Annotated in this window: 7 protein-coding genes; 2 read left to right on the top strand and 5 right to left on the bottom strand. The window is 52.7% G+C overall.

The window, feature by feature from the left end; translation table 11 throughout:
- Nucleotides 1-65: 65 nt before the first annotated feature.
- Nucleotides 66-968, bottom strand: coding sequence for a transglutaminase family protein (locus Abci_RS06530; protein WP_048838360.1), 903 nt, complete (start codon nt 966-968; stop codon nt 66-68).
- A 287-nt stretch (nt 969-1,255) separates the two neighbouring features.
- On the opposite strand from Abci_RS06530, the gene Abci_RS06525 reads away from it, so the two are divergent.
- Together Abci_RS06525 and Abci_RS06520 are read left to right on the top strand one after the other, a co-directional pair.
- Nucleotides 1,256-2,728, top strand: coding sequence for a circularly permuted type 2 ATP-grasp protein (locus Abci_RS06525; RefSeq protein ID WP_048838536.1), 1,473 nt, complete (start codon nt 1,256-1,258; stop codon nt 2,726-2,728).
- Nucleotides 2,725-3,756: an alpha-E domain-containing protein gene (locus tag Abci_RS06520; RefSeq protein ID WP_244877604.1), complete on the top strand. Its 1,032-nt coding sequence runs from the start codon at nt 2,725-2,727 to the stop codon at nt 3,754-3,756. Before Abci_RS06525 ends, Abci_RS06520 begins: the two co-directional genes overlap by 4 nt.
- A gap of 197 nt (nt 3,757-3,953) precedes the next feature.
- Here the strand turns inward: Abci_RS06520 and Abci_RS06515 are convergent, their stop codons facing one another.
- The 4 genes from Abci_RS06515 to hpnH form a co-directional block, all read right to left on the bottom strand.
- On the bottom strand, nt 3,954-7,280 hold the full coding sequence (locus tag Abci_RS06515; RefSeq protein WP_048838358.1) for a S41 family peptidase: 3,327 nt from the start codon (nt 7,278-7,280) through the stop codon (nt 3,954-3,956).
- A gap of 312 nt (nt 7,281-7,592) precedes the next feature.
- Nucleotides 7,593-9,782 (bottom strand): TonB-dependent siderophore receptor, encoded by a 2,190-nt coding sequence (locus Abci_RS06510; RefSeq protein ID WP_048838357.1) that lies wholly within the window; start codon nt 9,780-9,782, stop codon nt 7,593-7,595.
- A 240-nt stretch (nt 9,783-10,022) separates the two neighbouring features.
- Complete coding sequence (locus Abci_RS06505; protein ID WP_371861375.1) at nt 10,023-11,360, bottom strand: hemolysin family protein; 1,338 nt, start codon at nt 11,358-11,360, stop codon at nt 10,023-10,025.
- Nucleotides 11,361-11,598: 238 nt separating this feature from the next.
- Nucleotides 11,599-12,816: an adenosyl-hopene transferase HpnH gene (hpnH, locus tag Abci_RS06500; RefSeq protein ID WP_048838355.1), complete on the bottom strand. Its 1,218-nt coding sequence runs from the start codon at nt 12,814-12,816 to the stop codon at nt 11,599-11,601.
- Between the last annotated feature and the right edge of the window lie 556 nt (nt 12,817-13,372).

Genomic DNA, 13,372 nt, shown 5'->3' with positions numbered 1-13,372 from the left:
ATGTGCGCTCTTTTCATGGCATCAAGTCAGGTATCGAGTCCCAACTCTAGTCGTGTATGACGGGCTTAGGCAAACAGGCGTTGGGCCTGCATTGTCACATCCATCTCTGCCTGACATGCATCCAGCAGGCCGGAGACAGGGGCTGCCTCCTCCGGCATCACGGTTGCTGCCAACCCAACATGCGCCTGTGCGGTCAACAAGCCGGAGGTCGTGTCAAAACCAATCCACCCCGCACCGGGCAAATAGGCTTCAGCCCAGGCATGAAGGTCACAGGTCAAAGCCTCCACACCTTCCCCATTCATGCAGGACTGGATGAGATAGCCGGAGACAAAACGCGCCGCAAATCCCAGTTCCCGCAGCAGCGCGACCAGAAGCCATGCGCTGTCCCGGCAAGACCCTGTCTCACGCTCCAATGTTTCTTCAGCACTCCACACCCCGGGCACAAGCCTGACCTGATACCGGATACGAGCAGCCAACGCCCGGTTAAGTGCTATGAGCATGGCAACCGTTTCCGTAGGGGCCTGCGCTGTCCAGCTTTGCAGGAATTTTTGAAGCTGTGGCCCGGTTTGAACAGGCGCAAAATAAGGCTTCAACGCCTGCTCACGCTCTTCAAGGCCGTAAAATGGCTGGATAAACCCCGGCTCCTGTACGGGCCGATGCATCCAATGCAGGGCCTCCTCCTGCACAACAAAATTCAGCGGGTCCCTTGGGGTAAGGTCGGTTTGCAGTTCAACTGTAATGTCAAAAAACGTCACCTTCTGGTCAAACACAACCTGAGCAACCATGTTGCCGTAACCATCATGGTGCCATGTCTGTGCAGAATAAGGTGGCGCAACCCGTAACGCGTAAGCTGACACGGCAGAGAGCGCTGCCGTAACAGGCCGGAGCCGAATTGTCTGCGGGCCAAGCATCACCGGTCGATCATAGCGATACCGTGTATGATGATGCAGCCGGACATAGGAACTCATGGTGTCGTGCCAAAGCCTTTTTCAGCCCCAACATGCCGGGGTGGCGTGTGTTCTTTTCTAGTGCAGACACAGCGCTCTGTGCATGCGGAACCTAGGCTAACAGCATTGCAGGCCGATAAGGAAGCCTCCGGCGGTTTAATTTCGAAAAAATAACGATTTTCCATTTTGCCGCTTGGCAAAGCTCTGAATTCTTGCTCCGTTAGTAAACAATCGTAACGATAACGCCGCGGGTCGTGATGGCACCTTTTCTCTACCGCGCCGTTCTCAGTAAAAACCGGGAGGCAGGGATGACCAACACGCAAATACAGGCACCTGTTTCCGCAGCCAGCCTTTTTGAAGACTATCAGGTGCCTGACTATTTTTGCGAACTGACCAACCGCACAGGCCCCTTGCCACCGCGTCTGGCACATATTCAGAAACGGCTGGACCAGTATAGCCTGACTGAACTGCGCCACCGCGCTGCCGCAGCAGAAGCACAGCTTGACAGACATGGCATTACATTCACCGTCTATTCTGACAGCAAGGCGATAGACCGCATTCTACCGTTTGATCTCGTACCCCGCGTGATCACGGCGGAAGAGTGGGACCATGTCGAACGGGGTGTGCAACAGCGCGTCAAAGCCCTGAACCTGTTTCTGCATGATATTTACCATGAGCGCGCCATTCTGCGTGATGGTATTGTGCCCTCTGAACTTGTGCTCACCAACCCCAATTACTGTCAGGCCATGGTTGGCCTGAAGGTGCCGGGGGGCGTGTATGTCCATATTAACGGCACCGACCTGATACGCGACCAGAGTGGCCGCTTTCTTGTGTTGGAAGACAACGCCCGCACACCATCCGGCGTCTCTTACGTTATTGAAAACCGGCATATGATGTTGCGTCTGATGCCAGACCTTGCCTCCGGCCTGCCGCTGCGCTCGGTAGATGATTACGGTCAGAAGCTGCGTGAAAGCCTGTGCCAGGTTGCGCCGGAGGGCGTGACGGACCCACAGGTCGTGCTGCTTTCACCCGGCATCTACAACTCTGCCTATTTTGAGCATGTTTTTCTGGCGCGGGAGATGGGTGTCCCCCTAGTGGAAGGGAAAGACCTGACGGTGGAAAACCACCGTGTTTATATGCGCACCATTGCTGGCCTCAGGCCTGTGCACGCTATTTACCGCCGCCTGAACGATGATTTTCTAGACCCGCTGGTCTTCAACCCTAACAGCATGTTGGGCGTGCCGGGCCTTGTTGAGGCCTACAGGCGCGGCAACGTAACCCTTGCAAACGCCTTGGGCACCGGCGTTGCAGATGACAAAGCAGTTTACGCCTACATGCCGCGCATCATCCGCTATTATCTGGGTGAAGACCCTATTCTGGACAGTGTTGAAACCCATATCTGCGCGGAGCCTGAAGGGCTAGCTTACACGCTTGCCAACATGCACAAGCTGGTCATTAAACCTGTTGGTGAGTCCGGTGGTTACGGGCTTCTGATAGGCCCACACGCCAGTCAGGCAGAACTGGATGAGTTCAGAAGCCTGCTGCACGCCAACCCCGCAAATTATATCAGTCAGCCTGTCATCAACCTCTCCGTCTCCCCAACACTTTGTGAGGATGGACTTGAGGCACGGCATGTTGACCTGCGCCCCTTCGCGCTGACAGGCCGCTCGACATGGGTGTTGCCCGGAGGATTATCCCGCGTGGCCCTTCGCAAAGGCTCTCTGGTTGTCAATTCGTCACAGGGTGGCGGTTCCAAAGATACATGGGTGCTCGCATCATGATGCAGACTTCCGTCCAGTCTTCCCATACGCTTCCCGGTTTGAACAATCTGCTCTCTCGGTATGCAGAAGGCATGATGTGGCTTGCCCGTTATAGCGAGCGTATTGAAAACCTTGCCCGCCTTCTGGAAGTTACCGAAGGCTTCGTACGTGGCCCTGATGGTCAGACGGGGTGGGATTCCATTATTCAGATCAACTCTGACGAAACGCCCTTCTATGCTCTGCATACAGAGGCGACAGAAGCGAACGTGGTGGCATTTTATGTCACGGAAATGGCCAATCCAAATTCCATCAAGTCCATGGCGCATGCCATGCGTGAAAATGCCCGTGCCGTGCGCCCCCTTATTTCAACGGAGATGTGGACACACCTCAACATGTTCACGCGCTGGGTTCTGGAACTGCAATTTTCAGATATTCGGCAGCACAGCCTTTCCAGTATTTGCAACCGCCTAAAACAGGACTGTCAGACACATTACGGCGTAACAGAAGGCACACTCTACCGGGATCAGGCCTGGCTATTTTACCAGCTAGGCAAACAGTTGGAACGCAGTGACCAGATTACCCGCCTGATTGACATTCGCTACCACACGCTGCTTCCTACAGGGGAAAAAGCAGGATCGGAAATTGATAGTACACAGTGGGCTTCCATCCTGCGTTCAGCCGCTGCCTATCATGCGTTCTGGCGGATTCAACCTATTGCCACAACCCCTGCAAATGTTGTGGGGTTTCTGCTTAAAAACGATGGTTTTCCGCGCTCTCTGGCCGTGTGTCTGGAAGTGTTCGACAGCACTTTATCCGTCTTGGCAGGGCATAACAGCCTCCGCCGCCTGTGTGGCCCTATTCAGGAGCGTGTGGCGTATTTGCGCGTCACCCTTCAGGACCAGACCGCAGATGACATGATCATTCGTGGCCTGCATGAATATATGCAATGGATCCAGACACAGATAGCGCACATTCAGAATGATATTGCGCAGGCATTCTGGCCACCTGTTGCCTTGGTAGAGAGCAGCCAGACGCAGGTTCAACAGTAAAACGTATTACCGACGTCACATAAAAACTGATTTACCTGACAGCTACTATGACGGCTTACCGGCAGCAAGACCACTTTGGTTTTATCTAACCTGCACCACCCAAAACTGCGAAAACAGGGGTCTGTATTTCGCAGTTTTTTAAAAAGAAGCCAGTTAAGCTCAGAGAGTTGAGCTTAACTGGCCAAACCTTGAACGACTTATGGCGTAGTCGTTGTAGGCGCATCAAAAACATCGGGCTTCAGAACAGACAACGGGTGCTCCGTTATTTGCTTCTGCAAATATGTCAGCGCCGCCTCAAGCTGCTGGTCCTGCCCATTGAAGGTGGCAACAGGCATGTTTTCCACCTCAATGTCCGGCGTCACGCCCTTGTTTTCAACAAGCCAGTGGCCCTGCATATCAAAATATGGGTTTTCAGCCGTGCGCGCACTGCCCATGTCCATGAGCCGCGTTCCGTCAGAAAGCCATACACCGGCACCAGCCGTGCGTTCACCAATAACAGGGGCAAGGTGAAGCGCTTCAATACCCTGTGCAAAAGCCTCGCCGTCTGAATAGGTCCGTTCATCGGTAATCACGGCAATCTGTCCCTGAAATGCCTGCTGGAAGTTGACAGACGGGGCGTTGCCATACCGTGCCCAGAACATCCAAGGCCGCCGCATAAGTTGTGTCAGAACCCAGCTATCAATATTGCCGCCGTTGTTGCCTCTGACATCAATAACAAGGCCTTTTTTATCAATATTGGCATAGAATTCCCGAGTGAAGGATTCCATATCTTCGCCCGTCATGCCGCCCAGATGCAGGTAGCCAATTGTGCCCTGGCTGGCTTTCTCTACCGTATTGGCGCGGTCAATTTCCCAATCACGCGTACGCAGGTCTCGCTCATCGTTAGCGCTCACGGCTGTGACAATGACCTTATGCTCTTTGCCCTTTCTGGAAAGGGTAAGAAGAACCTGCTTGTTTGCCTGATCTGCTAGTAGAACCGAGAGGTCCGGGACGTTAACGGTCGATTGCCCATTCACAGCAGTGATAACATCACCATTCTGCGCATCAACACCTGGTGCGGCCAGCGGAGACTGCTGATCTGGCAGATCTGTATCGCCCTGATAGATATGCTCTACCCGGAAGCCTGTACCCGCTTCACGCACCAGATAAGCACCCAGGCTGGCAACGAGTGAGGTTGCCGGTTTTTCCGTGCTTTTGGCTGGAATGATCTGGGAATGCATTGCCCCAATTTCCGCAACCATCTGGGCCAGAACATCATCAAGATCAGAACGATCGCCAACCCGCGCCAGCAAAGGTTCAAAATGTTTGCGAATACCCGGCCAGTCTACACCATGCAGGGCATGGTCATAATAATGATCCCGATGAATACGCCAGGCATCAAGGAATTCTTCATTCCACTCCTGCACTGGGTCTATGCGCAGGCGCAGGCCTGAAATATCGAGTGTTTTCCCTGCCAGATCATCAGGCTTTTTGGCAGTTGTTGGTGCGATAAAAAGATCTGGCGCATCTTTTTTGGCATCATTTGTCACAACCATAATGGTCTTACCATCCGGGGTGACGTCAAAATCACTGACCTTAGGCGCAAATGTCTCGATCTTATGTTCATTATTATCAATATGGATGGACTTGAGCGGCCCGGTATCCTCAGACGTATCCAGCGTATACAGGAACTCATCTGTAGCGCCCAGCCCACGATAATCAGCCGCGGGAACAGGCACTTTGTAAAGACGCGCAGCCAGACCGTCCCATTCTATAGCAGGCAGAGGTTTTTTGGGCTGCGATTTGCTTTTATCGTCTTTCTTTTTTTCATCCTCTTTATGATCAGATGGCTCATCCAGCTCGGTTGAAGGCTGGAACGGGAAATGGCTCTTTTTTTGCAAGGCGAGCGCGTAAATTCCCGTTCTGTGGGCAAAGGCCGGACCTAGATTACGGTCACCCCACGGGGAGTTGTTGCCGAGTGAAAAATTCCGGTCTGACAAAAACCACAGCCATTTTCCATCAGGGGAGAAGGTGGGCGTATAGGATTCATACCGGCCATCCGTCACCCACTCCAGCCGCTTGGAACCAGTATCATAAAAAGCAATCTGGCGGCGCAGGTTGGAGCCACGGGTTCTGACAAAAGCCAGTATTTTGCCATCTGCTGACCAGGATAAACCGTCAAAGCTGCTGGTGCCATCGGTTGTAGCTGTGTCGATGATCTGGTCTTTTTTCGTGGCGATATCCAGAAGCCACAAACGACCAGCAAGATCTGTATGGGCAATCTGTTTACCATCAGGCGAGACCGACAGCGCAACAGGCTCAGCCGCTACCGCATCATTCAGTTGCTCGCCAGTACCACTCCCATCTGCTGCAAAACGCCAGATGCTGGATTCCCCTTTGGCATCACTGAACGCAATAACAGATTTTCCATCCGGGCTAAGCTGAGCATGACGCAAACGCACCGTATCCGGCGTTGCAATAACCACCTGCCTGCGGGGAGAAGGGCCAGCAACCACCGCATGTCCGCGCATGGTGAAAACCGCTGCATCACCCTTGGCGGACAGAACCATGTCCGTTAAGAATTTAGCCGGTTTTGACAGCCAATAAGGTGTGCGTGGTATGTTGTCGGACACCAGATCAAGCGCGACAGGCTTTGTCTCGTTTGTTGTCAGGTCGTACTGATACAGGTCAGCACCTTTCCGGAAGACAACATGATCGCCGGAAATGCTGGCTTCCAGAACACTGTAATCTGTAAAGTGTGTGAGCTGCTTTGCATCTGAGCCATCTGCCGCAAGGCTCCACAGATTATAACGCTCATTTTCATCCGAGAGGACAATCAGGCGGTCATGCCACGGCATAGGCCGGATCAGATTGACCTGCCGCGACCCAATACGCTCCGCTTCTTTTCCCTCTTTCAGGTCAAATCGCCAGAGCTGGGACATACCGCCACCACGGTAGGCGCGCATATTGTCACGCGTCATGCTCAAGCCAAAACGAGTGAAATAAATCCAGCGGCCATCATCACTCAGAGCAGCATCATTCGCATTTGCTAGAGGGTAGAGGCTTTTTTTACCTGTTTGCAGATCAACCGCTGCAACAGTGTAAAAATAATAAGGGCCTTTGGCGGCCGGAGCAGCAAAAAGAATCCCGGCATTTTTGTCCCACGCTATAAGGCGCATCCGCCCATTTTCATAAGTAAGCCTGCGCGGCACTCCTCCGGTTGTGGGCATGATATAAATTTCTGACGGGCCATCAAAATTAGCCAGAAATGCTATCTGGCTTCCGTCTGGTGAAAGAACAGGGTGTGGGTCAATGTCATGGGGTGCATGGGGCGCACTTGTCAGGCGCTGGGCCTTACCGCCAGCAAGTGGCGCACTCCAGATAGACTGCTCGGCATTGAACAGAACGGTCTGGCCGGAAACAGAAGGCTCTCTTACATAGCTGGTTGCCGCGCCAGCTTGAAGCGGCAGTGAGAGGCAAACCCAAGAGCTGCATGACAGAAGGAGCCGCTTAGAACGGTAGGAAAAATCTTTAAGAGTAGCCATTTGCGTGTGTACCCGGCGCCTTTATAAACGTGGAGTTCCTGTAATTTCTCTCCTGCAGTCGTATCATGTTGTTGCGATATATCAATAATAAACTAATGCGACATGTGTATAGTGGCGCGCGTTACGCAAGCTGCTAGCCGCAGGGTGGAAGCTGTTTTGAGACACTGCCAGAGCAGATGCCAAACACTGAACTTACTAATTTAGTGAATGAAGCCGGGACTATGATGCACAGCCCCCTATTAAAGGTAAGGCCGTGCAACCATGTTTTTATTTTTGAGCAGCAGAGGAAAAATCCCTTAGCCGCTTGTCACATTACCAACTATACCCAATGGACGCCTGCGCATTTCGCCGCTCGCCATAGTAACAGAACTCCTGCCCGTAAGATGCATAGGCAAGGCAGTTGGCAACAAACTTCTTGTCAAAAATATTCCTGACACTAGCTGAGACATTCCAACCATGCAGGGAGGAGGACAGCTTGGACAGGTCGTACCGGATAGAGCCATCAAAGAGCGCGTAATTTGGCACCCACACGCTGCCGTAGGAGGCTTCGCCGCCATATGCTTTGGCTGTGTACCGCATACCACCCCCAAACCCCAATCCTTTAACAGGCCCGGATGACATGGTGTAGAAAACAAACAGGGAGGCATTCCCCTTGCCTGTCTGGATAAGCGGTTTGCCTGTCGTGTTGTCTTTTACCTTCTGGACACTCACAGCAGCTGTAATCATCAGGTTTTTATAAGGTTCCGCATGGGCTTCAAATTCAAAACCATCTGAATGGACCAAGCCATTTTGTATGCTGTAAGGAGAGTTTGCAACACTCACCAGAACATTGGTTTTTTCAATGTGGAAGCCTGCGGCTGTCAGCAAAATTGACGTGCCAGGAACCTGATATTTCAGCCCGCCTTCTAACTGCTTGCCAATACTTGGGTCTGCCTGTCGGAAGGTCTGGCCGCCATTGTTTGAAACAATGCCGGTTTGAGGCTCAAAGGACGTTGAGTAACTGATGTACGGTGCCAAGCCAAAGTCAAAATGATACAAGCCGGAAGCGCGCCATGTTATCTGGCTATTGGACTGCGTTGTCAGCGAATTCCTTATATGTTCCATCTGGTGGGAATGGTACCAGTCATTCCGCAAACTTCCTGTTATGATCAGGCGTTTGAAACGAATTTCATCCTGACCATACACACCTGCCTGATGAGAATCTGTTACATAATTGATGTAGGGAGACATATCAGCAACAACCATCCGATAATCAGGATGGAACACGTTCATGACAGGGGCCGCCCCTGAGAAAGCTGTTTCCGTGGCGTGCTGCTGCATATAGTCAAAGCCAAACATCAGGCTATGCGTGAGTGGGCCTGTCGTGACATGCCCTTTAAACTGGCTGTCAAACTGAAGATTGTTGGCATGCTCGTTAGTACCAAAGGCATAGCGTGGCAAAAGGCCAGCCGCTTCATTGGTATAATACCCCGCATTATAAATACTACGATATATAGTCTTGATATCGTCGTAACGACCGCGGGTTGTGAAGCTCCATTTATCATTGAATTTATGATTGAAAATATAAGTAATGGAGCCATGCCGACGGTTGAATTTTTCAAAAGGCACGTCACCATCATAAAAATTACGCGGCAAATACCCAAAGGCAGCCGGTTTGAGAGAGCCTACCAACGGCACGCCACCATATGTTCCGTTTTCCGGGTCGTACTGGTAGTTGCCAAGCAGTGTGAGGGTTGTTGGACCATCTCCCCCAAATGTAAAAGACGGGCTTATGCTGAACCGGCGGCTGCCTGTACGCGCCAATTGCGTGTGCTGGCCGTTAATGGTTCCATAAAGCCGGTACCGCACCATGCCGTTCTGGGTGGCATATCCCCCGACATCAGCATCAACACGGTATAAGTCAAACATGCCGCCGGTAGCATTCACCCCACCATAAAACCGCTCAGCGGTCGGCAGCTTGCTTGAAAGGGCTGTCAGCCCCCCTGGGCTGGACTGCCCGTACAAAGCCGAAGCCGGACCTTTAAGAATTTCAATCCGGTCAAGGCGCGAGGTATCGGTTTGCGCTGATGCATAACCCAGACCTTTTTGCAGCTTCAGGCCATCCAGAAATGTCGGGACAGTGAACCCACGCAGAGCAAACTGGTCATAGCGTGTTCCCACGCCGCCACGCAGATCTGGCGTAATGCCAGCAGCATACCGCACAGCCTGATTCAGGTTCAGCACACCCCGAATATCCATTTGGTTCCGGGTTACCACAGTGACGGATTGAGCCGTTTCCACCAGAGGGGTGTCTGACTTGGTGGCAGAAGACGCCGTTGTTGAGGCGCGACGCCCGCGGACCTCAACCTGTTCCAATTCTTTTTTACTGGCTTTCTTCTGACTTTTCGTCGGAGCACGCCCCTGATGCGAAAGATCAGAAGATTTGATCTGTTCTGCAGCAAAAGCCTGAGAAGCCAACAAAAGGGAGAGAACGCTAAAACAAATAGCCTTGCTGCCGGGCATTTACGAATTCACTTATGTTTCATTGCGGACGCAGGTGCAGGGCTTATCGTAAATGAGAATTATTTGCATAATTAAATAAGATCAATGTTTTTACTGCGTTGTCACACCGTATATTTTATTAAATATAATTTTAGTATTCAGAGACTATAGGGTGAATGAAAATTCACAATTACAAGTATCAGGAAATAAAAAATTTTATCTGAAATTACCCGGCAACCGTGGGCTGCCGGGTGGCCTGCCTCAGTTTTCCGCCAAGATCTGACGGCTGGCACGCACACGAGAAACACGGCGGCCTTCCATATCCAGCACTTCAAATAGCCAACCTGAATAGGCCACCTTATCGCCTGTTGCCGGAACACGGCGAAGCAATGCCAGCAATAGCCCACCCAGCGTGTGATAGCTTCCCTCATCAGGCAAAGCCCGAAGGCCCAGACGGTCCTTCACTTCATCTGCAGAATCTGTACCATCCAGTATCAGCACGTCATCCTGGGCTGCCTCACGAGAATTATTGGCAGCCTGTTGTGTTTCCGGCCGCCCCTCCCCAACAATGGCGTCAAACAGGTCAGACGCGGTGACAATCCCTTCAAAGGATCCATATTCGTCAAACACGAAGGCAATACCCAACTGAATGCCGCGCATACGCTCCAGCATATCAAAGGCTGAAATACTGTCTGGCACCACAACCATCTGGCGTAATCCAGCCTCTATGGAAACAGGCATACCATCCAGCGTGCGGTCCAGCATGTCTTTGGCCAGCACTACACCAACCGGATTATCAACGCCGCCTTCACACACAACAATACGAGCGTAGGTGGTTTCCTTTAGCGCCTTGACCAGAGCTTCCCGCCCGGCATGCCGGTCTATCCAGTACAGCTCGTTCCGTGGGGTCATGATGGCACGCACCGGCCTGTCGGCCAGCCTGAGCATGCGCTCAATCATTGTCCGCTCTTCATGCTCCAGCACACCTGTCCGGGCACCTTCGGCAATATAGGCTTTCAGTTCCTCTTCCGTCAGGGTCTGGCTGACGGCATCCCCTGCCCCCATCAGTTTGAGCACGAGGTTGGAAGACTTTCGTAACACCGACACAATCGGGCGGGAAACGGTCGCCAGAATTTCCAGCGGCAAAGCCAGACGGGCCGCCATAATTTCTGGCTGGCGCAAGGCAAGCTGTTTGGGCACCAGTTCACCCAGCACCAGCATAAGCGCTGTAATGGCGAGTACCACAACCACCATGGATACCTGGCTCGCAAAGGGGCGAATCAGGTCTATTTTTTCCAGCATGGGGGTCAGGTGGGCTTCAATCTGTACCCCACCAAATGTCCCTTCCAGAATGGACACAAGGGTCATACCCACCTGAACGGTAGGAAGAAAAATCTGTGGATCTTCTGCAAGCCGCATGGCGCGGTCTGCCCCGCGCAACCCCTGTTCACGCAGAATGGCCAGCCTTGGCGTTCTGACAGAAATAAGGGCCAGTTCGCCCATGGCGAAAACGGCGTTCAGGAAAATGAGGAGGAAAATAACGAGGATGGAAACGGTCATGAAAAAGCGGGAGCCCTGCGTGACGGAATGTCTAGGCATAACACTACGGGAACCTGCGCGCCAAAACCAGCCACACGACACATGTGCGGCCAGAATATCCCCTTAAAACACTGTATCTGCTCTGATACGCCACCATACCTGCTTATGCAGGCACAGTATGTCAGCCAGACCAATAAAACAGCCTAATTTGGTCCTGTTTCTTCCTCAGGCACAAAAAAAGCGGCTCTGATACCAGAACCGCTTTCCTTGAAAAACCGAGTCGGGAAACCCGTCTGGTTTAGTCTGCAGCTGTTGCTTCAACTGGTGCTACAGCAGGTTTTGCTGCGGCAGCGTCCCCTTTGGCTTCAGTCCGAATAACCTTCACGCGAGGTGCCTTGGCAGGTTTGCGCGCGGCAATATCGGCCATCTGCTCTTCAACCTGCTGGGCAAAAACGTACTGGGCCGGACGCTGGTTAGCCAGCGAGATTTCCGGTGCCATCGGTTTTTCCGTTTCCGGTCCGAACAGGGCAACTTTGGCAATGTGCCAGGGGCGACGGACGGCATCCATCACGGCTGTAGATTCGTAACCGGAATGCACCATGCAGTCAGCGCATTTTTCGTAGTTACCCGTGCCGTAGTCGTCCCACTTCGTGTCTTCCATCAACTCTTTGAAAGACTTGGCATAGCCTTCACCCAGCAGATAGCACGGGCGCTGCCAACCAAACACGTTACGCAGCGGCTTACCCCACGGGGTGCAATGATACTGCTCGTTCCCGGCCAGGAAGTTCAGGAAGAGCGGTGACTGCGTGAAGCGCCACTTCTTGCCTTTACCCAGACGGAAGACGTCACGGAACAACTGCTTGGTTTTCTGGCGGTTCAGGAAGTGTTCCTGATCAGGTGCACGCTCGTAAGCGTAACCCGGCGCCGTCATGATACCATCCACGCCCATTGCCATCACTTCATCAAAGAAGGAGGCAATACGCTTGGGGTCTGCGCCATCAAACAGGGTGCAGTTGATGGACAGACGGAAACCACGGGCCTTGGCTTTTTTAATGGCCGCAACCGCACGTTCGTACACACCATCCTGACAGACGGAGGAGTCGTGCATGGCTTTGTCGCCATCCAGATGCACGTCCCATGAGAAGAACGGTGAGGGTTCATACTCATCCATCTTCTTCTCGAGAAGAAGCGCATTGGTGCAGAGATAGACGTATTTTTTCCGGGCGATCAGGCCACGGATAATTTCCGGCATTTCCTTGTGCAGCAGGGGTTCACCCCCGGCCACGGCAATAACTGGTGCGCCTGCTTCAGCATCCGCATCCAGACATTCCTGCACGGTCATGCGCTGGTTGAGGATAGCCGCAGGATAGTCAATCTTACCGCACCCGGCGCAGGCCAGATTGCAGCGGAAAAGCGGCTCAAGCATGAGCACCAGCGGGTAGCGCTCGCGCCGTTTGAGATGCTGTGTGACAACATATTTACCGACCCTGACGGCCTGCATTATCGGTACGGCCATAAACCCCCGCTCCGGCGCTTTATCTCACGCCCGTATCGTAAACTGGATGAGACTGTTAGTGTGTCAAAAAACGTGGCTGTGCCACTTGACCGGCTAAGCCTGCTGTTTTGAGGCAACCGCTCGTGCACGGGGTGGACCACCACGCATTCAGGAACTGTTGGCCTGCATATAGGTCGCTCTATTTGTCAAGCTCAAGTCTTTTTAAACTTGCGTGACAAAAAAGACACAATCACGACTTAGTTTGCACGAAAGCCTTGCGTTAAAGACAGAAACATTAAACCAAAATGACGGTTCGCAATGTCCACAGACATTTGGCGCGACGTAAGACACGCATACGGCAGCCGGAAACGTGCCTGACTACTCACAGGCCGCCCTCTGGCATGCCACAAGCAAGAAGATGGAAACGATCGCATGGACAGTTCTCCTTCTAAAAAAACGGCCACTCTTTCCGCCGTTGCTTCCGGGCCGCGCACTTCTGGCAATGCCCCTCCCCCTATCCCCACACTTGGCCGTTTTCCTGCCCTGGACCGGGTGACCTATCCGTCGGACATGCGGA

The sequence above is a fragment of the Acetobacter cibinongensis genome, from assembly GCF_000963925.1.
In the GTDB taxonomy this organism is placed as follows: Bacteria; Pseudomonadota; Alphaproteobacteria; order Acetobacterales; family Acetobacteraceae; genus Acetobacter; species Acetobacter cibinongensis.
Note: the sequence above shows the minus strand (reverse complement) of the source record. Positions and strands in the feature narration are given on the sequence as shown.